This is a genomic window from Paraburkholderia sp. RL17-368-BIF-A (assembly GCF_046054045.1).
Lineage (GTDB): Bacteria > Pseudomonadota > Gammaproteobacteria > Burkholderiales > Burkholderiaceae > Paraburkholderia > Paraburkholderia graminis.
On sequence record NZ_JARESN010000025.1, the window covers coordinates 24,494 to 46,295 of the forward strand.

At 63.6% G+C, this 21,802-nt stretch carries 17 protein-coding genes; 8 read left to right on the top strand and 9 right to left on the bottom strand.

Annotation, left to right across the window (positions count from 1 at the left end; genetic code table 11):
- Nucleotides 1–61 precede the first annotated feature (61 nt).
- Genes P0D87_RS29025 through P0D87_RS29040 form a run of 4 tightly spaced genes read left to right on the top strand, consistent with a single transcriptional unit; the run spans nt 62 to nt 3,237 of the window.
- Nucleotides 62–238 carry a hypothetical protein gene (locus P0D87_RS29025; RefSeq protein ID WP_165919865.1) on the top strand — a complete coding sequence of 59 codons (177 nt, stop codon included), beginning with the start codon at nt 62–64 and terminating at the stop codon, nt 236–238.
- A 2-nt stretch (nt 239–240) separates the two neighbouring features.
- Nucleotides 241–819: a cupredoxin domain-containing protein gene (locus P0D87_RS29030; protein ID WP_006048004.1), complete on the top strand. Its 579-nt coding sequence runs from the start codon at nt 241–243 to the stop codon at nt 817–819.
- Nucleotides 806–2,431, top strand: a complete 1,626-nt coding sequence (locus tag P0D87_RS29035) for a b(o/a)3-type cytochrome-c oxidase subunit 1 (RefSeq protein ID WP_006048005.1) — start codon at nt 806–808, stop codon at nt 2,429–2,431. The genes P0D87_RS29030 and P0D87_RS29035 overlap by 14 nt, the downstream gene beginning before the upstream one ends.
- Nucleotides 2,428–3,237: a c-type cytochrome gene (locus P0D87_RS29040; protein ID WP_053857490.1), complete on the top strand. Its 810-nt coding sequence runs from the start codon at nt 2,428–2,430 to the stop codon at nt 3,235–3,237. Before P0D87_RS29035 ends, P0D87_RS29040 begins: the two co-directional genes overlap by 4 nt.
- 186 nt (nt 3,238–3,423) lie before the next feature.
- Here P0D87_RS29040 and P0D87_RS29045 read toward each other — a convergent pair whose 3' ends face one another.
- Complete coding sequence (locus P0D87_RS29045) at nt 3,424–5,082, bottom strand: methyl-accepting chemotaxis protein (protein WP_053857489.1); 1,659 nt, start codon at nt 5,080–5,082, stop codon at nt 3,424–3,426.
- Nucleotides 5,083–5,383: 301 nt separating this feature from the next.
- On the opposite strand from P0D87_RS29045, the gene P0D87_RS29050 reads away from it, so the two are divergent.
- Complete coding sequence (locus tag P0D87_RS29050; protein ID WP_053857488.1) at nt 5,384–6,184, top strand: bestrophin-like domain; 801 nt, start codon at nt 5,384–5,386, stop codon at nt 6,182–6,184.
- 65 nt (nt 6,185–6,249) lie between these two features.
- Here P0D87_RS29050 and P0D87_RS29055 read toward each other — a convergent pair whose 3' ends face one another.
- The gene (locus tag P0D87_RS29055; RefSeq protein WP_006048009.1) at nt 6,250–6,804 is read right to left on the bottom strand and encodes a single-stranded DNA-binding protein; all 555 of its coding nucleotides are present in this window, start codon (nt 6,802–6,804) and stop codon (nt 6,250–6,252) included.
- A 161-nt stretch (nt 6,805–6,965) separates the two neighbouring features.
- Nucleotides 6,966–8,153 carry an MFS transporter gene (locus tag P0D87_RS29060; protein WP_029969720.1) on the bottom strand — a complete coding sequence of 396 codons (1,188 nt, stop codon included), beginning with the start codon at nt 8,151–8,153 and terminating at the stop codon, nt 6,966–6,968.
- A gap of 244 nt (nt 8,154–8,397) precedes the next feature.
- Between P0D87_RS29060 and uvrA the strand changes: the two genes are divergently transcribed.
- Both uvrA and P0D87_RS29070 read left to right on the top strand, forming a co-directional pair.
- On the top strand, nt 8,398–11,271 hold the full coding sequence (gene uvrA / locus P0D87_RS29065) for an excinuclease ABC subunit UvrA (RefSeq protein ID WP_006048011.1): 2,874 nt from the start codon (nt 8,398–8,400) through the stop codon (nt 11,269–11,271).
- Nucleotides 11,272–11,304: 33 nt separating this feature from the next.
- Nucleotides 11,305–12,390, top strand: a complete 1,086-nt coding sequence (locus P0D87_RS29070) for an AI-2E family transporter (protein ID WP_006048012.1) — start codon at nt 11,305–11,307, stop codon at nt 12,388–12,390.
- Nucleotides 12,391–12,456: 66 nt separating this feature from the next.
- Here the strand turns inward: P0D87_RS29070 and P0D87_RS29075 are convergent, their stop codons facing one another.
- Complete coding sequence (locus tag P0D87_RS29075; RefSeq protein WP_053857487.1) at nt 12,457–14,649, bottom strand: TonB-dependent siderophore receptor; 2,193 nt, start codon at nt 14,647–14,649, stop codon at nt 12,457–12,459.
- A gap of 327 nt (nt 14,650–14,976) precedes the next feature.
- Between P0D87_RS29075 and P0D87_RS29080 the strand changes: the two genes are divergently transcribed.
- Nucleotides 14,977–16,260 (top strand): PepSY-associated TM helix domain-containing protein, encoded by a 1,284-nt coding sequence (locus P0D87_RS29080; RefSeq protein ID WP_053857486.1) that lies wholly within the window; start codon nt 14,977–14,979, stop codon nt 16,258–16,260.
- Between the two features lie 180 nt (nt 16,261–16,440).
- Here the strand turns inward: P0D87_RS29080 and purU are convergent, their stop codons facing one another.
- From purU to P0D87_RS29105, 5 genes are all read right to left on the bottom strand, one after another.
- On the bottom strand, nt 16,441–17,310 hold the full coding sequence (purU, locus tag P0D87_RS29085; protein ID WP_053857485.1) for a formyltetrahydrofolate deformylase: 870 nt from the start codon (nt 17,308–17,310) through the stop codon (nt 16,441–16,443).
- 95 nt (nt 17,311–17,405) lie between these two features.
- Nucleotides 17,406–18,257, bottom strand: a complete 852-nt coding sequence (locus P0D87_RS29090; RefSeq protein WP_053857484.1) for an NUDIX hydrolase — start codon at nt 18,255–18,257, stop codon at nt 17,406–17,408.
- Nucleotides 18,258–18,324: 67 nt separating this feature from the next.
- A complete protein-coding gene (locus P0D87_RS29095) occupies nt 18,325–18,951 on the bottom strand; it encodes a LysE family translocator (RefSeq protein ID WP_053857483.1) in 627 nt (208 codons plus the stop codon).
- 61 nt (nt 18,952–19,012) lie between these two features.
- Nucleotides 19,013–19,579, bottom strand: a complete 567-nt coding sequence (locus P0D87_RS29100) for an adenine phosphoribosyltransferase (RefSeq protein ID WP_053858948.1) — start codon at nt 19,577–19,579, stop codon at nt 19,013–19,015.
- 78 nt (nt 19,580–19,657) lie between these two features.
- Nucleotides 19,658–21,661, bottom strand: coding sequence for a monovalent cation:proton antiporter family protein (locus P0D87_RS29105; RefSeq protein WP_053857482.1), 2,004 nt, complete (start codon nt 21,659–21,661; stop codon nt 19,658–19,660).
- Nucleotides 21,662–21,802 lie beyond the last annotated feature (141 nt).

Consider the following 21,802-nt stretch of genomic DNA (forward strand, 5'->3'; position numbering starts at 1 on the left):
ATGTCCCGTAGCGGCAGCAGCCGCGATTGAACCGCCGCATCGGAAACTGGAGAAGCCCTTGATGGAAGCGAACGATACCCGCACCGCGGGCCCATCCACGGATGAAGACGTCGAACGCGTGGTGGCCGCCGGTCCGCACGGCGCCGTTGCGGTGGCGGGCGTGGCTACGCTGATCGTGATGGCGATCTGGTTCGGCTTCTACTTCCTCGTGTTTCTGCCGCGCGGCGTCGTGCACTGATCATGTCCACCGAACCGCAACCTCAACATCCACCAGGCAGCGGCCACGCGGTCGCGCTGCGCGCCGAACGCCGCTGGGCGATCTTCGTCAGCGCGCTGATCGTACTCATGCTCGCCGTGATCGTGTACTCCGGACTGCATTGGGCGATGATGCCGCCGTCGCGCGTGGAAACCATCGACCCGTCGCGCCTGCAACTCTCGGGCGAATTCGTCGAAAACAATCTCGGCAGCGCGGTCGAGCCGGACGGCTCCGTGATCGTGCGTTTCATCGCGCAGCAGTATTCGTTCACGCCGCAGTGCCTGCTTGTGCCCGCAGATACGCCGATCACGATCCGCACGACGAGCGCCGACGTCGTGCACGGCCTGCTCGTCACCGACACCAACATCAACACGATGGTCGTACCCGGCTACGTCGCGACGCTGAACACGCGCTTCGACGCGCCCGCCGATCACACCATGCCCTGTCACGAGTTCTGCGGCTTCGGTCATCAGGCGATGTGGGCGCATGTGAAGGTGATCGACAAAGCGGCCTTCTTCGAGCAGGCCCGACAAACACGGAGGCTGAGCTGTGTTTCACGCTAAGCGACTCGTTCTCGCGCATTTCTGGCTCGCCTTTATCGCGTTCATCATTGCGCTCTTTCTCGGCGCCTGGCAGATGCTGGTGCGCAGCCCGCTCGCGCCTTGGATCGGCGACCCGGAACTCTACTACCGCTCGGTGACCGCGCACGGCTCGGTGATGGCCTACGTGCTGCCGACGCTGGTGTCGATGGGCTTCGGTTATGCCATCGTCGAGCTTGCGCTCGCGCAGCGCCTCGCCGGCCTCAAGTGGGCATGGGCCGCGTTCATCATGCTGGCGGTCGGCGCGGTGATGGCGATGGTGCCCGTGGCACTCGGCAAAGCCTCGGTGCTCTACACCTTCTATCCGCCGATGATCGGCAGCCCTTTCTATTACCTCGGCGTGGTGCTGGTGGTGGTCGGCTCATGGATCTGGGTCGCGCTGATGCACGTGAATCTGCGCATCTGGAGGCGCGCGAACCCCGGCAAACCGGTGCCGCTTGCGATGTTCGCCAACGTTGCGGGCGCGTACCTGTGGGCGTGGACCGCGGTCGGCGCGGCGCTCGAAATCCTCTTTCAGATTCTGCCGGTCGCGCTCGGCCTCACCAATACGATCGACGCCGGCCTTTCGCGCATCCTGTTCTCGTGGACGCTGCACGCGATCGTCTACTTCTGGCTGATTCCCGCATACATCGCGTACTACACGCTGGTGCCGCGAGCCATCGGCGGGCGGCTTTATAGCGATTCGATGGCGCGCGTGTCGTTCATTCTGTTTCTCGTCTTCGCGATGCCGATCGGCATTCACCATCTGTTTGTCGATCCGCAGGTCGGCTCGGGCTTCAAGTTTCTGCACGCGGTCTTCACCGGAATGGTGTCGGTGCCCACGCTGCTGACGGTGTTCACGATTTGCGCGTCGGTGGAAATTGCCGGCAGGCTGCGCGGCGGCAAAGGTGCGTTCGGCTGGCTCACGGCATTGCCCTGGCAGAATCCGATGATGCTCGTCATCGCGTTCTCGTTCGTGATGCTCGGGCTCGGCGGCGCGGGCGGCCTCATCAACATGAGCTATCAGTTGAACTCGACGGTGCACAACACGCAGTGGGTCACCGGCCACTTCCATCTGATTTTCGGCGGCGCGATCGTCATCATGTACTTCGCGATCGCTTATGAATTGTGGCCGCAACTGACGAGCCGCGCGATCGTGTCGGTGAAGCTCGTGCGCACGCAGTTGTGGCTATGGTTCATCGGGATGCTGGTGGTCACGCTGCCGTGGCATTACGTCGGCCTGCTCGGCGCGCCGCGCCGCATGGCTTACTACGACTACAAGATGCCGGGTCTCGAATCGCAGGCGTTCTGGGTCGGCGTGTCGGCAGTGGGCGGCCTGATTCTCGCGGTATCGGGCGCGCTCTTCATCTACATTCTCGCGAAGTCGCAGTTCGGGCCCGCGGTTGAGCAGCAACGCTTCCGCTTCGCGAGCGCGGTTCATCCGGTCGAACGCGTGCCGGCCGCGTTGAATACCTTCGGCTTGTGGGTCGCATTGATGATCGGCCTGACCGTCGTCAATTACAGCGTGCCCATCGTTCAATTGCTCAAACTGCCGCAGACTTCGGTGCCCGCGGTCGTCGTCGGAGCCCAGCGATGAATCAGGAACGCGTCTTCAGCTTGCGCAACCCGTGGTTCACGGTGAGCGTCGGCGGCACGCTCGCGATTGCCGTCATCGCGATACTGATCGGCTTTGTCTGGCTGCCTTCGGCGAATAGCGCGTTCGCGGGCCGCGGCTTGTGGGCAACCATCTGCGGCGCGGCGGGCGCGCCGTCGAGCTGGTATGGCGGCGCGAACGTGGCGGGCCCGGCGCCGAGCGACGTTGTCGTGCTGCCGCCGTTGCGGCGCGTGCGGGCCGACGCGGATTCGATCGGGCGCGGCGCGACGATCGCGACGCAGAACTGCTCGATGTGCCACGGCGTGCTCGGCACCGTGCAGGTCACGGCGCCCGCATTGGCGGGTCAATATGCTGATGTGGTCTACAAGGAGTTGCGCGATTATCAGCAGGGTGTGCGGCAAAACTCGATCATGCAGCCGATCGTCGCGGCCCGCAGCGATCAGGATCTGCACGATCTCGCCGCTTACTATGCGTCGCTGCCGCGAGGTCCGGCGGCGGAAGTGTCGCCCACCGGCAGCACGCCCGATGCGAACGCGGTGCGGCTCGCGATGCAGGGCGATCCGCAGCGCAATATCGCGCCGTGCGCGGCGTGCCACGGACAGCTCGACCGCAAAGGGTCGGCGCCGTGGCTCGGCGGGCAGTCGTCGATTTATCTGGCCGCGCAAATGCGGGCGTTTGCTTCAGGCGTGCGTCGCAACGACATCAATGAGCAGATGCGCAATGTGACGCGGCAGATGACGTCGGCGGAGATAGATAGTCTTGCGAAGTATTATGCGGCTATGCAGTAAGGCGGGCTTCAGAGGACGTGCGTTGTTCGCGGTGCGTTGTTCGCGGTGCGTTGTTCGCGGTGCGTTGTTCGCGGTGCGTTGCTGGCGGTGCGTTGTTCGCGGTTCGTTCGCCGTGCGGTGCGGCACAGCGCGCCGCCACCTGACGCACCCTACCTCGCCTCACCCGCCAAACCGCTCACAAACGCATCAAGCCGTGGCGAACTCATCCGCCTCGCTTGCGGCAAACTGAGCCGCAACGCCGTTACCGTTACCGCGCCCCAACGCCGCCGTGACCCGCGACGACGAACCACCCTCCGTCTGAAACACAGCCACCGCCGACGTCAGCCTTCTCGCCTGCTCCTCCAGCGAACTCGCGGCCGCCGCGGCTTGCTCGACGAGCGCGGCATTCTGCTGCGTGACTTCATCCATTTGCGCGACGGCGAGATTCACCTGGTCGATACCCGCGCTCTGCTCGGTTGCCGCTGCCGCGATCTCGCCCATGATCGAGCTCACACGCGAGATCGCCTGCACGATTTCGCTCATCGTCGAGCCCGAGCGCTCGACCAGTTGCGAGCCGTTTTCGACGCGCGCCGTCGACGCGTCGATCAGCGCCTTGATCTCCTTCGCAGCGGCGGCGCTTCGCTGTGCCAACGAACGCACCTCGCTCGCGACGACCGCAAAACCGCGGCCCTGCTCACCGGCACGCGCCGCCTCGACGGCCGCGTTCAGCGCGAGAATGTTGGTCTGGAAAGCGATCCCTTCGATCACGCCGACAATGTCGGCAATGCGCCGCGAGTCGTCGACGATCTCGTGCATCGTGCCGACCACCTTGTCCGCCAGTTCGCCGCCCTGAGCAGCGAGCGTCGATGCGCCCTGCGCGAGCGAACTCGCCTGCTTCGCGTTGTCCGCCGTTTGCTTGACCGTCGAAGTAAGCTCTTCGATGCTCGCCGCCGTTTCCTCGAGCGACGCAGCCTGTTCTTCCGTGCGTTGCGACAAATCCGTATTGCCGGCGGCGATTTCGCTCACGCCGCTGTCGATGGATTCCGTGCCTTGCCGCACTGACGTCACCGTCGCGATCAGCGATTCCTGCATCTTGCGCAGCGCCGCGGCGAGGCGCCCCATTTCGTTGTTGCTCGTCACGACGATGCGGCCCGTCAGGTCGCCATTCGCGATCCGCTGGAACTGCGCGATGGTCGCATCGACCGGAGTCACGATTGCGCGCACCAGCACCGCGCGGCCGATCAGCGAACCGAGCAGCGACACGACGATGCCGACCGCCACCGTCACGCAGATCGCGTAAAACAGGTCTTGTGCGCTCTGATAGCGCTGCGCGCCGTGATCGAGTTGCAACTGTTCGAGCGCGAGCATCGCTTTTTCATAGGCGCTGTACAGCGACGGCAGCTTGCGCGCCTGCAATTGCTGGAACGTGGGATGGTCGCCCGCCTTCAACGCGGCGAACGCCGGTTCCACGCCTTCGTGCAGGAACGTGTCGCGCTTCGTCTGCATGTCCTTGATCAGCCGCTGCTCGGTTTCGTCGGCGCTGGCGCGGCTCAAATAGTGGGCGAGGCGTTCGTCGGACGCTTTCTGATACTGATCGAAGCGCTTGAGTACGGCGTTCGCGCCGTCCTGGTCGTTCAGATCCACCAGCGACGAATAAGTGGCCAGCGCGAGACGCAGCCGCAGCAACTGGCCGGCACTGCCTTCAAGATCGGCGACGGCGGGCGTATCCACGGTGTACATCTGCTGCAGCGACGCGTTGCTTGAGCGCAGCGACAGAAGCCCGGCCGCGGCGCCCAGCAGCAGCGCGGCGGCAAAGAACGCGATCATCAAGGTAAGGCAACTGCGAATCGACAGGTTTTTCAGCATCGGGCTAGTCTCCATTTGGGCTGCCTGACCGAATACTCAGTGAAAATGTGCCCGGCCACGCGTGCTGCGCCCAAGCCCGTTCGGCATGGTCCGCAACTTTTGTCAGAATTTAAGCGAATGCCACAGATAGGGACTACGGCGAAATAACTGGAAACTTTATGGTGATGACGCAAGCGTTTGCGTCGCATCAACATTCCGACGACGGCAACCGGCCTCGAAGCGCCGCATGGCGGGCCCGCCGGGTTCGTGGCACGCTAGCCGGATGCCGCCTGTCGACGCGAGCGCCACTGGGAGCACTTTTATGTCGGAAATGGGCTCGGCTCTGCTGGTTTTCGTTCTGCTGCTCGTGGCGACGGGTTTTGGCGTATGGCTGCGGCCGCTGCTGCCCGAGGAGCACAAGGCGCACGAAACGGTGCAACTCGTGCAACTAGTGATCGGCATGCTGGTGACGTTCGCCGCGCTGGTGCTGGGTCTGATGACGGCGTCGGCGAAATCGAGCTTCGACACGGCCGCGAACGATTTGCGCACCTACGCCGCCGACATCATCGAACTGGACACGACGCTCAGGGAGTACGGCAGCGACACGGACGCGGCGCGCAAGCTGTTGCGCGTCTACACGGCGGCGGCCGTTGCATCGACATGGCCGCGCGAGCCGGCGCCGGCCGGCGATTACCCGAAAAACCTCGGCTCGCCCGACAACTCGCAGAAACTGGAAAACGTGCGGCTCGGAGATTTGCTGACGTCGGTGGGCCGCCAATTGCGGCAACTGCGCGCGCATGACCCGCTGCAACAACACGCACTCGACGACAGCCTCACGCAGTTTCGCCGCGTCGTGGACGCGCGCTGGAAAATTATCGAGGAAGCGCATAGCTCGATTTCGCAGCCGTTCTTCAAGACGCTGACGTTCTGGCTTTGCGTGATCTTCCTGAGCTTTGGGCTGATCGCGCCGCGCAACGCGCTGGCGCTAGTGACGATTACGCTCGGGGCTGTGTCGATTGCGTCGGCTATTTATGTGATCGTGGATCTCGATACGCCGCTGACCGGGCCGATCATGATTTCGAGTGCGCCGATGCGGGATGCGTTGGCGCATTTGGGGCGGTGACGACGGCTGAAGCGAAAAAACCCCGCGAGGAAGCGGGGTTTTGCTGGCTTTGCGCTACGGGCCGATCAGAACGGAATATCGTCATCCATCTCATCGAACCCACCGCCGGCCGGCGCGCTCGGACGGCTGGAACCACCACCACCGCCGCCAGCACCAGCGCCACCGCCGCTGCCGCCACGGGAACCGCCGCCCGACATCGCACGGCCGCCGCCACCGCCACCACCGCTGCGCTCCGACGGCTCGCCGCGGCTATAGCCGCCTTCATCGCCGCCGCCCATCGAGCCGCCGCGGCCGCCCAGCATTTGCATCTGCTCGGCGACGATTTCCGTCGAGTAACGGTCGGTGCCGTCCTGCGCCTGCCACTTGCGGGTGCGAATACGTCCTTCCAGATAGACCGACGATCCTTTCTTCAAATATTCGGACACGATCTCCGCGAGGCGGCCGAAGAACGACACGCGATGCCATTCGGTGGCTTCCTTCATCTCGCCGGATGCCTTGTCCTTGTACCGATCCGTCGTGGCAAGGCGGATATTCGCCACTGCGTCGCCGCTCGGAAGATAACGGACTTCCGGATCGGCTCCGAGATTGCCGACGAGAATGACCTTGTTCACGGATGCCATGAGTTTCTCCTGTTGATTCCATGTCGGGCGGCGCGGCAATTCGCGGTTCGCGTCTCATGGCCTGCGGGCCGTGGATCGGAATGCGCCTCTGCCCGCCGCCGGGTGAGTTCTGGGTGATGCCGGGATAGGCCCCGAATATGCTGCGTGCGCCGCGAAATTCTTCAGGCCTTGCGCGGCGGCTGTTTCATCTTTGCGGCGATTATAAGCCAGCATAAGACGAGCCCCGAGCACGCAAAAAACACCGTGCTGGGGCCATCCACTTTCAACAGCCAGCCGCCGATCATGCCGCCCAACGCGAGACCGATGGACTGCGTCGTGTTGTACACGCCGGCAGCCGCGCCCTTGCGGTTGCCCGGCGCCAGTTTCGACACGAGCGAAGGCTGCGACGCCTCGAGAATATTGAAGCCGAGAAAGTACACAAAGAGGATGGCCGCCACACTCAGAATCGTATGCGGAGCGACGCCCAATAACAACTGTCCGAACAGGATAAGAGCAATCGCGGAGAGCAGCACGGTTTTCATCTGTCCGCGCTTTTCCGCGGCGATGATCGCCGGCACCATCATCACGAACGACAGTCCCATGACCGGCAAATACACCTTCCAGTGCGACGCGACCGGCAGGCCGCCGGCTTCCAGAATGCGCGGCACGACGAGGAACAATGCCGTTTGAGTGGCGTGCAAAACGAGCACGCCGAAATTCAGGCGCAGCAGTTCGACGTTGTGCAGCACTTCGGCGAACGGCGCGCGCACATGCACGGGCTTCGGCGCATCGGGCACGACCCACAGCACGACGCCCACGGCCAGGATCGAAAACACGCCGACCAGCGTGAACAGCCCGCTCATGCCGACCCAATGAAAGACGATCGGCGCGCCGACAATCGCGACCGCGAACGACATGCCGATGCTGCCGCCGACCATCGCCATCGCCTTCGTGCGGTGCTCTTCGGCGGTGAGGTCGGCGATAAAAGCAATCACCGCCGACGACACCGCGCCCATGCCCTGAATCACCCGGCCGACGATGATCCACGTCATGTCGTGCGCGCCCGCCGCGACGAAGCTGCCAAGCGCGAAGATCAGGAGCCCCGTCGCGATGACCGGCTTGCGGCCCACCTTGTCGGAAACCCAGCCGTAGAAGATATAGAGCATCGACTGCGTGACGCCGTACGCGCCGAGCGCGATGCCGACGAGCAGCACGTTGTCACCGCCGGGAATCGTCTTCGCGTAGATGGAGAACACCGGCATGATCATGAAGAGACCGAGCATGCGCAGCGCGAAGATGGCGGCAAGCGACACGGTCGCGCGCAGTTCAGGCGCGCTCATGCGTGAAGATGTGGCGGACGGATTGGACATCGGAAGCGTTCTTTGAATGAGCTGGTCGCGGACCGGGCAGCACGGCCGGACGGCTTTCCCGGGAGACGCCTTGCACTGACGGAAAACGGCCCCAGTTAGATTTTTGCCGCAGCGCCTGGCCGCAGTCTTACAGCACGCCTAAGGCCTTGTTGAGGCCGTCAGGAAGCCGTAACGGCGGCCTTGAAAAGTCGTTATAGTAGCAGGTTTAGCCTCTTCCTCTTTCCGCAGTTCATGGAATAAATCCGTGGAACAAATCCGTATTCGTGGGGCTCGCACCCACAACCTGAAGAACGTCAATCTCGACCTACCACGTCACAAGCTCGTCGTTATTACCGGTCTTTCCGGCTCGGGGAAATCGTCGCTCGCGTTCGACACGCTCTACGCGGAAGGACAGCGGCGCTACGTCGAAAGCCTGTCGGCCTACGCGCGTCAATTCCTGCAATTGATGGAAAAGCCCGATGTCGATCTGATCGAGGGCCTGTCGCCGGCCATCTCGATCGAGCAGAAGGCCACCTCGCATAATCCGCGTTCGACGGTCGGCACCGTCACCGAGATTCACGACTACCTGCGGCTATTGTTCGCACGCGTCGGCACGCCCTATTGCCCGGACCACGAAATCCCGCTCGAGGCGCAAAGCGTGTCGCAAATGGTCGACGCGGCGCTCGCGTTGCCGGACGAAACGAAGCTGATGATCCTCGCGCCGGTCGTGGCCGACCGCAAGGGCGAGCACGTCGAACTGTTCGAGGAAATGCAGGCGCAGGGCTTCATCCGTTTCCGTGTGCGCTCGGGCGGCGGCACGGCCAACGAAGGCGCCGCGAAGATCTACGACGTCGACTCGCTGCCGAAGCTGAAGAAGAACGACAAGCACACCATCGACGTGGTCGTGGACCGCCTGAAGGTGCGTCCCGACATGAAGCAGCGTCTCGCGGAATCGTTCGAAACCGCGCTGCGTCTCGCCGACGGCCGCGCGATCGCGCTCGAAATGGACACGGACAAGCAGCATCTGTTCAGCTCCAAGTTCGCGTGCCCGATCTGCTCGTATTCGCTTCAGGAACTGGAGCCGCGGCTCTTCTCGTTCAACAATCCGATGGGCGCGTGCCCCGAATGCGACGGCCTCGGCCAGATTACTTTCTTCGATCCGAAGCGGGTGGTCGCGCATCCGTCGCTGTCGCTCGCGGCGGGCGCGGTGAAGGGCTGGGACCGGCGCAACCAGTTCTACTTCCAGATGCTGCAAAGCCTCGCGGCGTTCTACGATTTCGACATCGACACCGCCGTCGAAGACCTGCCGGAAAAGGTCCGCAAGATCCTGCTGTTCGGCTCGGGCAAGCAGGAAATTCCGTTCTCGTACATCAACGAGCGCGGGCGCGCATCGGTCCGCGAGCATGTGTTCGAAGGCATCATTCCGAATCTCGAACGGCGTTACCGCGAAACCGATTCGGCCGCGGTGCGCGAGGAACTCGCCAAGTACCAGAACAATCAGCCGTGCCCCGCGTGCGCGGGCACGCGGCTGCGCCGCGAAGCGCGCTTCGTGCGGATCGGCGCGGACGGCGACGCGCGCGGCATCTACGAAATCAGCGGCTGGCCGTTGCGCGATGCGCTCGGCTACTTCCAGACGCTGCGCCTCGAAGGCTCGAAGCGCGAGATCGCCGACAAGGTCATCAAGGAAATCGTCGCGCGGCTCATGTTCCTGAACAACGTCGGGCTCGATTATCTGTCGCTCGAACGCAGCGCCGAAACGCTGTCGGGCGGCGAGGCGCAGCGCATTCGCCTCGCGTCGCAGATCGGCTCCGGCCTCACCGGCGTGATGTACGTGCTCGACGAGCCGTCCATCGGACTGCATCAGCGCGACAACGACCGGCTGATCTCCACGCTCAAGCATCTGCGCGATCTGGGCAACTCGGTGATCGTGGTCGAGCACGACGAAGACATGATCCGCATGGCCGACTACGTGGTCGACATGGGTCCGGGCGCGGGCGAGCATGGCGGCATGGTGATCGCCGAGGGCACGCCGAAGCAGGTGCAGGCCAATGCGGCCTCCATGACGGGGCAGTACATGTCCGGCGCGCGCACCATCGAGTATCCGGACGAACGCAAGGACCCGGACGAGCGGCATCTGCGCATCGTCGAGGCGCACGGCAACAATCTGCGGCACGTCACGCTCGATCTGCCGGTCGGGCTGCTGACGTGCGTGACCGGCGTATCCGGCTCGGGCAAATCCACGCTCATCAACGACACGCTGTATCAGGCGGTCGCGCATCACCTTTACGGGTCGTCCACGGAGCCCGCGCCGTACGAGTCGATCGAGGGACTGGAGCATTTCGACAAGGTGATCAACGTCGACCAGTCGCCGATCGGCCGCACGCCGCGCTCCAATCCGGCCACTTACACGGGCCTCTTCACGCCGATCCGCGAACTGTTCGCGGGCGTCCCCGCCGCCAAGGAGCGCGGCTACGACCCGGGGCGTTTCTCGTTCAACGTGAAGGGCGGCCGCTGCGAGTCCTGTCAGGGCGACGGCGTGCTGAAGGTCGAAATGCACTTTCTGCCGGACGTGTACGTGCCTTGCGACGTCTGCCACGGCAAGCGCTACAACCGCGAAACGCTCGACGTGCAGTACAAAGGCAAGAACATCAGCGAAGTGCTCGACATGACCGTCGAGCATGCGTACGAGTTCTTCAGGCCGGTGCCGGTCGTCGCGCGCAAGCTGAAAACCTTGCTCGACGTGGGCCTCGGCTATATCCGGCTGGGGCAGTCGGCGACCACGCTGTCGGGCGGCGAGGCGCAGCGCGTCAAACTATCTCTGGAACTGAGCAAGCGTGATACCGGTCGCACGCTATACATTCTCGACGAACCCACGACCGGGTTGCACTTTCATGACATTGCGCTGCTGCTGGAAGTTATTCATCGGTTACGCGACCAGGGTAATACCGTCGTGATCATCGAGCATAATCTCGATGTAATCAAAACTGCCGACTGGGTCATCGACATGGGTCCGGAAGGCGGCGCGGGCGGCGGCCAGATCATCGCGCAAGGCACGCCCGAGCAGATCGCGAAGTCCAAAGCAAGTTTTACCGGTAGATACCTGGCGCCTTTGCTGAAACGCGCGGCCAGTAAAAAGTAACGCTGCACAACACGGGTTGGAGACGGATAAGCCATGGCCAAGCGGAATCAGGCGAGCGAAGAAGGGCAAGTGCAGGACCTGCGCCCACGCCCGGTCAGGCTGACCAGCAATATGAGCCTGCCGAAACTCTCGGCGGTCGAGATCGGCAGCTATGTGCTGATGCTGTTCGGCATGTGGGCGGTGATCCAGCTCCGGCTGCTCGGCGCGCTGCTCGCCGGGCTGCTGGTGTTCCAGCTCGTGCATACCATCGCGCCGCGCATCGAGCGGCACATGTCGAGCGGGCGGGCGCGCTGGCTGGCGGTCGTGATTCTCTCGACGGTGATCGTGGGCGCGCTCACGGGCCTCACGCTCGGCGTCATCGAGCACTTCGAGAACGACGTGCCGAGCGTGCAGAAGCTGCTCGACCAGGCGATGCAACTGATCGATCAGGCGCGCGGCCGGATTCCGCAATTCATCGCGAGCTCTCTGCCGGTCGACACCGAGCAGATGAAAGCCAAGGCCGGCGAGTTGATGCAGACGCACGCGAACATGCTCCAGCAAAGCGGCAAGACGGCGGCGCGCGCGTTCACGCACATTCTGATCGGCATGATCATCGGCGCGATTATCGCGGTCAGCGCGCAGAAGCATATGCAGCGGCTGCCGCTGTCCACCGCGTTCGTCACGCGCGTGACGCGTTTCGCCGACGCGTTTCGCCGCATTGTGTTCGCGCAAGTGAAAATCTCCGCGATCAACGCGGTATTCACCGGCATCTTCCTGCTGGTCGTGCTGCCCATGTTTCACGACCAGTTGCCGCTGTCGAAAACGCTGGTGCTGATCACGTTCATCGTCGGCTTGCTGCCGGTCATCGGCAATCTGATTTCGAACACGATTATCGTGGCGGTCGCGCTGTCGGTCAGCTTTCCTGCCGCGGTCATGTCGCTCGCGTTTCTGATCCTGATCCACAAGCTCGAGTACTTCCTGAACGCGCGGATCGTCGGCGGACAGATCGAGGCGCGCGCGTGGGAACTGCTCGTGGCGATGCTCGTCATGGAAGCCGCGTTCGGTCTGCCGGGCGTGGTCGCCGCGCCGATCTTTTATGCGTATATCAAGCGTGAGCTGATTTATCTGAGGCTGGTTTAGGTTCGTTGCGCGCCGCTCGGCTCGCAGGCAAAGAAAACGGCACCGCGGTGCCGTTTTTTTTCATCGTCAGAAGTCGATGCGCGCGTTCAGTGACAGCGTGCGCGGATCGCCCGGCGTCACGTAATCCGCGTACTGGTATTCCCAGTAACGGCGGTTGAGCAGGTTGTCGATGGCCGCGCGGAACGTCACGTCGTAGCCGCCTATTCGCGTCGCGTAGCTCGCGCCGAGGTTCACGAGCATATAGCCCGGCGCGTTCAGATTCGACGACGGCCGCACGTTCGTATTGCCCGTGAACTTGGCGTCCGCGCCGATGCGCAGACCCGGCACGTACGGCACCGAGTAAGTCGCATGACCGGCGACGACGAACTGCGGTGCACCCGCCACGCGATTGCCGTTGTTGGCCGCGCCGCGCTCGTACTTCGCATTGATCCACATGAGATCGCCGCCGACATTCCAGTGGCTGCCGAGACGCACGTCGCCGCCCATCTCGATGCCCTGGAAGATCGACTCGCCGTCCTGCGTGTAGACGTTCGCGCTGTTTGCGTAAGCCGCGCCGCGTTCGATGCGGAACAGCGCGGCCGTCGCGCTCCAGCGTCCCTGCTCCGTCTTGATGCCGACTTCGTACTGCTTGCTGCGCAACGGCTTGAGCAGTTCGCCGCGGTTCGCATACGTGTCGCCGACCACTGTGCCCGCCTCGAGCGACTCGACGTAGCTCGTGTAAAGCGTCGTGGTCGGCGCGAGCTTGAACATGACCGCGACGGTCGGCGTGACCACGCCGTTCTGGCTGTACGTCGACGTTGTAGCGCCGCTTGTCGAGTAGCCGTGCTGCTCGTAGTTCGTGTACCGCACGCCGCCAAGCACCGACCAACGCTGCGTCAACTGGATCGTGTCGCTAGCGAACAATGCCTTCTGCGTGATGTCGCTGTCGCGATACGTGTAGTAGTTCGACGCGCCGCCGAACGTGTTCGTATTCGGCTGATAGATGTTGCCCGTGCCGATCTGCCCGAAGAAGCTGTTCGCGCCGTAGTCGTTCGTCTGCCGCTGATACGCGGCGCCGAATACGAGTTGATGCTGCAGCGGTCCGGTCTTCACCTGGCCTTCCGCGGACACCTGCCACAAGCTCAGCTGATGCCCTTCCTTGCCGGCGAAACGGCTGTCGGTGTAATCGCCCGCGCCGTTCAGCAGGTAGTACGTGCTTTCGTTGCGATCGCGCGAGCTCTTGCTGTAGCTGTAGCTCGCATTGAGCGTCCAGTTCTCGCCGAGGTTGTACTGAAGCCCCGCCGTGTACAGCTGCAGGTTCGTATTCAGATGCTGGTCGGGACCGGACAGGTCGCCGGTGCCGCCGCTGATCGTATGCGGGAGCGACGTGCCGGTGTATTGCGCCGTCGAAATCGAACCGGTGATGCCGGTGGAATGGCGCTCCTGATACAGCGCGCCGAAGGTGGCCTTGAGGTCGCGCGTGATGCGGGCGTCGAGCGCGACCGACACCGAATCGCGCCGCACGTTGCCGTCGTTATAGGTTTTGCCTTCCTCGTGCGTCGCGTTCAGGCGATAGCCGAACATGCCGTTGGGGCCGACGCGGCCGCCGAGGTCCGCGTGCTCGGTCCAGACGCCGTCCGTGTAATAGCCGACGTCGACGCTGCGCACGGGCGTCGTCGAGACCGGCGGCTTCTTCGTCACGTAGTTGACGACGCCGCCCGGCGCGCCGAAGCCGTACATGAAGCCTGTTAGACCTTTCAGCAACTCGACTTTTTCGAGCTGCTCGTACGGCATCGTGATGCCGTAGCTGTTGAACGGCATGCCGTCGATTTTGAAACCCGACTGCCAGTCGAGCTGCATGCCGCGCACCGTCAGATACGTGGCCCACGCGTTGTACGCGTTGCCGTTGTCGGACACGGAGGCGTCGGTGGCGAACACGTCGCCGAGTTTCGACGGCTGGCGATCCTGCAACTCCTCGCTCGTCACGACGGTCGTCGAAAACGGCGTATCGAGTTGCGAACGCGTGCCGAGCGCTCCGCTGCCGACGTCCTCTTTCAGATGCTGCGTGGTGTCCTGCGCCGCAGTGACTTTGACCGTCGGCAGCGCCTTGTCTTCGCTGTCCGCCGATGCGGACGGCGATGGCGACGCTGGTGTCGACGCCGGCGGCACTGACTGTGCGAGCGCTGCCTGAGTGGCCGTCAGCGCCAGGCACGCGGCCCAGTGCAATCGACGCTTCGCGCGCGTTTTCTGTGGACGCGCTTCCCCGTTATGTTTGTTCATTCCCTTTTCCCGTCGTCGGTGAGTCACTTAACGAATGAGAATCATTCCCATTACACGGGACGGGATGATGCCGAAAAACTATGCGGATTGTAAGCCCCTGCATGCGACATTTTGCCGCACTTCGCGCGCGCGGACGGTGACCCAAGCCTTACGCCACGGGACTTGGACGGGCTTTGACGCGTCGCAGCAACTATCGCCTTAGCAAACCTTTCAGAGAACTTGCCGCCGACAACGTGCGTCGCTTAAGATGCGAACAATTCCCATTTACGCACCGACTCTCGCAGTGACACGTCACCCGGATTTTTTCTTGCTTTCGTTGGCCCGCTCATGAGGCGCCAGTTCGTTCGCCTGCATCGCTGGTTCGGCGTGGCCACGGCGCTGTTTCTGTTCGTCGCGGGCCTGACCGGCGCGGTGATCGCGTGGGATCACGAACTCGACGCCGCGCTCAACCCGTCCTTCTTCGAGGCGCGCACGCCAGGGCCGGCGTTGTCGGGGCTGGAACTGGCGCGGCGCGTCGAGGCCGCCGATCCGCGCGTGCAGGTGACGTATCTGCCGCTCGCGGCCGAGCCCGGCCATACGTTGCAGATGATGGTGCTTCCGCGCATCGCCCCGGCCACGCGAGCGCCGTACAAGCTGGACTTCAACCAGATCGCCGTCGATCCGGCCACCGGCGACGTGCAGGGGCGCCGCGAATGGGGCGCCTTTTCCCTGTCGCGCATCAACCTGATTCCGTTCATCTACAAGCTGCACTACACGCTGCATTTGCCGTTTACCGGCGGCGTCGATGCCGGCGTCTGGCTGATGGGCGTGGTCGGCATCGTCTGGCTGTTCGACAGCGTCATTGCGCTCGGCCTGTCGTTTCCGAGTCTCAAGGCGTGGCGCAAGTCGCTCGCGTTCCGCTTCGGGCGCGGCGGCTATGCGCTCACCTTCGACTTGCATCGCTCGGGCGGCGTGTGGATCTGGGGCCTGCTCATGATCGTCGCGCTGACGTCGGTGTCGATGAACCTCGCCGCACCCGTTGTGCGCCCCATCGTGTCGATGTTTTCGACGCTCACGCCGGACCCGATCAACAACCCGGAGATCGTCCGCGCGCCCAGGCCCGGCGACGGCGTGCTGAGTCGCGAGCGCATCGTGCAACTCGCCGAAGAAGCCGGCAAGGCGCAGCACATCGCCGTGCCGCCGGGCGGCATCTACTACGCGGAGTTCCTGCACACCTACGGCGTCGGCTTCTACGAGACGGGCAACGATCACGGCGACATGGGCCTCGGCAACCCGTGGATGTACTGGGACGCGGCCACCGGCAAACTGCTCGGCAAGCAGATTCCCGGCAAGGGCACGGCCGGCGACATCTTCATGCAGGTTCAATTTCCGCTGCACTCGGGTCGTATTCTCGGTGTCGGCGGGCGGATATTGATTAGCGCGGTCGGGGTCGCAGTGGCCATGCTGAGCGCGACTGGATTGCTGATCTGGCTAAGGAAGTTGAATGCGCGCCGAGGGGCGGCGGTGAAGGCGAGGAAGGCTCCGGGCGTGGAGGAAGCTCAGAGAGCGCCAGTGACGCGCGACGCCGACCGGATGCCGGAGCGGTCACGAGAAGAAGTGGCGTCGGAATAAGGCGGCGGGAGGAGAGCAATTCATCGCGGCGGCATCTTCAAGCGCCACGCCTTGGCAGTGCGCATCGTTAACACGTTCGTACGCATTGTGCGAAACGCACCGGCTTCACATCAACTACAACGAAGGTGCGCCGCCGCGACGCTCAACATCACGCCGAGCCGCGGCCGCGGCCCCAACCTCCTACCGAAACACCACCGTCTTACTCCCGTTCAACACCACCCGATGCTCGACGTGCCACTTCACCGCGCGCGCGAGCGTCACGCATTCGACGTCGCGGCCAATCGCCGTCAACTGCTCCGGCGTCATGCTGTGGTCCACGCGCTCCACTTCCTGCTCGATGATCGGACCTTCGTCCAGATCGGTCGTCACGTAGTGCGCGGTTGCGCCGATCAGCTTCACGCCGCGGTCGAACGCCTGGTAATACGGCTTCGCGCCCTTGAAGCTCGGCAGGAACGAGTGATGAATATTGATCGCGCGTCCGGCGAGCGCTTCGCACAGCTTCGGCGACAAAATCTGCATGTAGCGCGCGAGCACGACGAGATCCGCCTGATGCTCGTCGATCACTTCGAGCACGCGCGCTTCCTGCGCCGCCTTGGCCTCGGGCGTGCCGCCCAGCAGCGGAAAATGATGGAACGGAATGTCGTAGCTCGCGGCGAGCTGATAGAACTCCTTGTGATTCGAAATGATCGCCGGAATCTCGATGTTCAACTGACCGGTGCGGTAGCGGAACAGCAAATCGTTCAGGCAATGGCCGATCTTCGACACCATGATCACGACGCGCGGCTTGACCGATGCATCGTGCAATTCCCAGTTCATGCCGAATTGCTCCGCGAGCGCCGCGAATGACACGCGCAGCGCGTCGAGCCCCGGATCGCCGCCCACCTGCTGGAAATGCACGCGCATGAAGAACTCGCCGGTGCGGCTGTCGCCGAACTGCGCGGAGTCGAGAATATTGCTGCCGCGCTCGAACAGAAAGCCCGACACGGCGTGGACGATGCCGGGCCGATCGGCGCACGACAGTTTGAGGATAAAGCTGTGATCGGTCGACATGACCTGGGTGACTCCCTTCTTCAATGCGTGGTTTGTTCGGTGTAGCTGGTTTCAACGTTAGGCATCTCGCGCCGCGCTGCTATCACCCGCCGCTGTCAACCAGTTACGGGCGGCGTAAACAGCGCCTCTATTCCCTGGCACGCCTCTTCGTCGATCCAGCGGCGACGCAGCAGGCAATCGAGCGTGGCGAGACTCGCGTCGACGGTCATTGCACCTTCCTCGATCCAGCGCGCCACTTCGTCGATGCGGGCAAAGCGATGCTCACCGACTTCGCCGTCCTGATTACGCGGCGCAAAATCGGCCGGCAGCGCGAGGTCGTAGATGAAAATCTGCTCGGCCTGTGTGCCTTCCGGCAACGATTGCAGCACATAAGCGGTGCGCCCCGCCACGGCGCGCACGGCGATTTCCTCGGGAATGCCGGCTTCTTCCCAGCATTCCTTGACGATCGTCGTCTCGACGCTGAAACCCCAGCCGATTCCGCCCGCCACGACATTGTCGAGCATGCCCGGATCGGTCGCCTTGGTGTCGCTGCGGCGCGCGATCCACAACCCCGGCGCGCCGCCGTCCGCATATTCTACGACGCCGTTCAGATGCACCGCGTACGTCATCGTGCCGAAGAAGCGCGACGCCGCGCGCTCGATGTACGCGAGCGGCCGCGCGTCGAACGCGTTGCGGATCGCGTAGGTCTCGTTGCGCCAGCCTGGAATGCGTCCGTCGGCGGCAAGCGCGCCGATCACCGAACCGAGCGCCGCGCTGCGCAGATCGACTGTGTTGAAGGCCGGCGCGAGCTTCACGCGCGCATCGTCGATCTCGAACACGTCGGGCCAGCGCGCGAGCAAACGTACGTTGTCCGAACGAATCCAGCCGACCTGCTCGGCGTCGATCCAGAACGGCAGATGCGCGTGAGCATCGAAGCGGCGCGCGGCAACGAGGCAAGGCAAACTCATTCGACACTCCACATTTTTCCAGCGAGGCTGGACGACAAGTGCGGCACGTCGTCAGCCGCGTAGCTGATTAGTCGCGCAACGCGACGCGAATGCCGAGCGCGATAAAGGTCGCGCCCGCAAGACGGTCGAGCCACACACCCACGCGCGGCCGCCGCCTCAGCCATCCGCCGATCATTCCCGCGCACACGCCGAACAGCGAAAACACCACGAGCGTCTCCAACATGAAAAGCGCGCCGAGTTCCAGCATCTGCACCGTGACGCTTTGTGCACCGTTTTGTGCACCGCCGGTCTGCACGAATTGCGGCAGGAACACGACAAAGAACAGCGTCACTTTCGGATTGAGCAGATTGCCGAGCACGCTTTGACGGAACACGGTCATCAACGGTTGCGGCGCGCGTTCGTGAGCGGTCGCGAGGCCCTGGCTGCGCAGCGCCTTGATGCCGATCCACACGAGATACGCGGCGCCGGCCAGTTTGATGGCCTCAAACGCGAGCGGCGACGAGCGCAGCAACGCAGCCACGCCGAGCGCGGCCAGTGTCGTGTGAAACGTGATGCCGGCCGCAAAGCCGAGGGCCGCGACGAGACCCGCGGCGCGGCCCTGCGAGATGCCGCGCGCGAGCACTTGCAGATTGTCGGGACCGGGCGCCATCGTGATCGCAATCGACGTGGCGAGGAACAAGGCGAAGTTGGGCATCGTTCTTACCTACCTTTCTTTATGCGGACAGCAAGGCGCACACAGCGGCGTGGCGCCGCGCTCAATGACCTTCGAAACTCGTCACGGTATAAAGCGGCAGACCGCCGCCCGCGAGCAGCTTCGAGCCGCCAAGCTCGGGCAAGTCGATAATCGCCGCGCCTTCAACGACCACTGCGCCGAGCCGCTCGAGCAGAATCTTGCCGGCCATCATCGTGCCGCCGGTCGCAATCAGATCGTCGACGATCAACACGCGGTCGCCCGGCTTGCACGCGTCCTCGTGAATTTCCACGGTGGCCGTGCCGTATTCGAGCTCGTACGATTGCGACGCGCGCTTATAGGGCAGTTTGCCCTCCTTACGGATCGGAATGAAGCCGAGGTTCAGCTCATACGCGAGAATCGGCCCGATGATGAAACCGCGCGCGTCGAGCCCGGCGATGTAGTCGAGCTTGGCGTCGATATAACGCTGCACGAAGAGGTCGATCAGCACCCGCAGCGACCTCGGCTCACGCAACAGCGGCGTGATGTCGCGAAACTGCACGCCGGCCTGCGGCCAGTCCTGAACCGTGCGAATGTGGCTCTTGATGTAGTCGGCCGCGTCGAGCGGCGCGCTCGCAAGCGCGTTTGACATGATGTCTCCGGATGGACCGCGTAAGGCCCAATGAAAAGCTGAATCGATGCTGAACGCGCGGACCGTGCCGCGCATTCGCTATGCCGCGGCGGCGCCCGCGCGGCGGTGTTTCGAGAGCCGCTCCTCGGCCTGCGCCAGTTGCTCCGGCAAGCCGCGCAACACGACGATGTCGCTCGCGCGCAGCTTGGTCGACGGATCGGGCTCCACACCGCGAATGCCGTGCCGGCGAATCGCCGTGACTTCGACACCGAGTTCGTACAGGCCCAGTTCCGCCAGCGTGCGGCCGACCGCGTCGGCATTCGCATCGACCGGCACCGATTGTAGCCGCACCTGTTCGTGACCGTCGTCGTCGTCCATGTCGTCGGCGCCGTGGAAATAGCCGCGCAGCAGCGCATAGCGCTCGTCGCGCATTTCCTCGACGCGGCGCACCACGCGGCGCATCGGCACGCCCATCACCACCAGCGTGTGCGATGCGAGCATCAGACTGCCTTCGACAATCTCCGGAATCACCTCGGTTGCGCCTGCGGCCAGCAGCTTTTCCAGATCGGCGTCGTCGACGGTACGAACGATGACCGGCAAGGTCGGCTCGAGTTCATGAATGTTGTGCAGCACGCGCAATGCCGACGGCGTGTTCGCATACGTGATCGCGATCGCCGCGGCGCGGTGAATGCCGGCCGCAAGCAGCGACTCGCGCCGCCCGGCATCGCCGAACACGACCGATTCGCCCGCCGTCGCCGCCGCTTGCACGCGATCCGGGTCGAGGTCCAGCGCGACGTACGAAAGACCTTCATGTTCGAGCATGCGCGCAAGGTTCTGCCCCGCGCGGCCGTAGCCGCAAATGATCACGTGGCCGCTTTGCTTCAGGCTCTGCGTGGCGATGCGCGTCATCTGCAGCGACTGCATCATCCATTCGGTCGAAGACAGGCGCAGCACGATACGGTCCGCGTTCTGGATCAGGAACGGCGCGGCGAGCATGGAGAGCAGCATCGCGGCGAGAATGGCCTGCAACAGCGTGGCGTCGACGAGATGTTTGTCGAGGATCAGATTCAGCAGCACGAAGCCGAATTCGCCGGCTTGCGCGAGGCCGAGGCCCGTGCGCATGGCGACGCCCGGCGATGCGCCGAACAGACGCGAAAGCCCGGTGATCATCACCGCCTTCAGCAAGGTCGGCCCAATCAGGAAGCCGAGCACGATCAGCGGATGCTCCCAGATCACGCGCGGATTCAGCAGCATGCCGGTCGTGACGAAGAAGAGCCCGAGCAGCACGTCGCGAAACGGCTTGATGTCTTCTTCCACCTGATGACGATACGGCGTCTCCGCGATCAGCATGCCGGCGATAAACGCGCCGAGCGCGAGCGAAAGACCGAACTTGTCCGTGATGAACGCCGAGCCGAGCGTGACGAGCAGCAGATTGAGAATGAACAGTTCCTGCGAGCGCCGCCGCGCGACCACGTTGAACCAGCGCGTCATGAACTTCTGACCGACGATCAACAGCAGCGACAACGCGACGACGATCTTGATCGCCGCGATGCCGAGCGCGTTCATCAGGTCTTTCGAATCGCCGCCCAGCGCCGAAATGATGATGAGGAGCGGCACCACCGCGAGATCCTGAAACAGCAGCACGCCGAAGATATTGCGGCCGTGCTCGGTCTCGATCTCGAGGCGCTCCGCGAGCATCTTGCTGACAATTGCCGTCGACGACATCGCGAGCGCGCCGCCGAGTGCAATGCTCGCCTGCCACTTGATATGCACCCAGCGCTCGAACGCGAAACCGAGCGACACGGCGACCACGATCGTGCCGAGCACCTGCAACAGGCCGAGGCCGAAGACGAGGCGGCGCATCGAGCGCAGCTTCGCAAGCGAGAACTCGAGGCCGATGGAAAACATCAGGAACACGACGCCGAATTCGGCGAGATTCTGCGCGCCGACCGAATCGGGAACGAGACCGAGCGCATTCGGCCCGACGAGGATGCCGACGGTCAGATAGCCGAGCATCGGCGGAAGATTCAGAAAGCGAAAAACCACCACGCCCGCTACTGATGCCAGCAGCAGGAAGAGCGTCATCTCCAGCGGGGAAATCATCGGCAAAAACGCATGGGTAAAGCGTCCTCGTTCGTCAGCGGAACCGCGCACGGAACACGCCGTGCGACAAGGTTGAGGGGCCGTTATACAGGGCGATAAAGCGGGCAATGGAGGCAGCGGCTTTGCACAGCAGGCCCGGCG

Bases quoted from the DNA above. Each gene is read 5' to 3' on its own strand.
- P0D87_RS29045 (WP_053857489.1), bottom strand. From the start codon at position 5,082: ATGCTGAAAAACCTGTCGATTCGCAGTTGCCTTACCTTGATGATCGCG.
- P0D87_RS29030 (WP_006048004.1), top strand. From the start codon at position 241: ATGTCCACCGAACCGCAACCTCAACATCCACCAGGCAGCGGCCACGCG.
- P0D87_RS29080 (WP_053857486.1), top strand. From the start codon at position 14,977: ATGAGGCGCCAGTTCGTTCGCCTGCATCGCTGGTTCGGCGTGGCCACG.
- P0D87_RS29100 (WP_053858948.1), bottom strand. From the start codon at position 19,579: ATGTCAAACGCGCTTGCGAGCGCGCCGCTCGACGCGGCCGACTACATC.
- P0D87_RS29040 (WP_053857490.1), top strand. From the start codon at position 2,428: ATGAATCAGGAACGCGTCTTCAGCTTGCGCAACCCGTGGTTCACGGTG.
- P0D87_RS29105 (WP_053857482.1), bottom strand. From the start codon at position 21,661: ATGATTTCCCCGCTGGAGATGACGCTCTTCCTGCTGCTGGCATCAGTA.
- P0D87_RS29075 (WP_053857487.1), bottom strand. From the start codon at position 14,649: ATGAACAAACATAACGGGGAAGCGCGTCCACAGAAAACGCGCGCGAAG.
- P0D87_RS29025 (WP_165919865.1), top strand. From the start codon at position 62: ATGGAAGCGAACGATACCCGCACCGCGGGCCCATCCACGGATGAAGAC.
- purU (WP_053857485.1), bottom strand. From the start codon at position 17,310: ATGTCGACCGATCACAGCTTTATCCTCAAACTGTCGTGCGCCGATCGG.
- P0D87_RS29050 (WP_053857488.1), top strand. From the start codon at position 5,384: ATGTCGGAAATGGGCTCGGCTCTGCTGGTTTTCGTTCTGCTGCTCGTG.
- P0D87_RS29090 (WP_053857484.1), bottom strand. From the start codon at position 18,257: ATGAGTTTGCCTTGCCTCGTTGCCGCGCGCCGCTTCGATGCTCACGCG.
- P0D87_RS29055 (WP_006048009.1), bottom strand. From the start codon at position 6,804: ATGGCATCCGTGAACAAGGTCATTCTCGTCGGCAATCTCGGAGCCGAT.
- P0D87_RS29060 (WP_029969720.1), bottom strand. From the start codon at position 8,153: ATGTCCAATCCGTCCGCCACATCTTCACGCATGAGCGCGCCTGAACTG.
- P0D87_RS29070 (WP_006048012.1), top strand. From the start codon at position 11,305: ATGGCCAAGCGGAATCAGGCGAGCGAAGAAGGGCAAGTGCAGGACCTG.
- P0D87_RS29095 (WP_053857483.1), bottom strand. From the start codon at position 18,951: ATGCCCAACTTCGCCTTGTTCCTCGCCACGTCGATTGCGATCACGATG.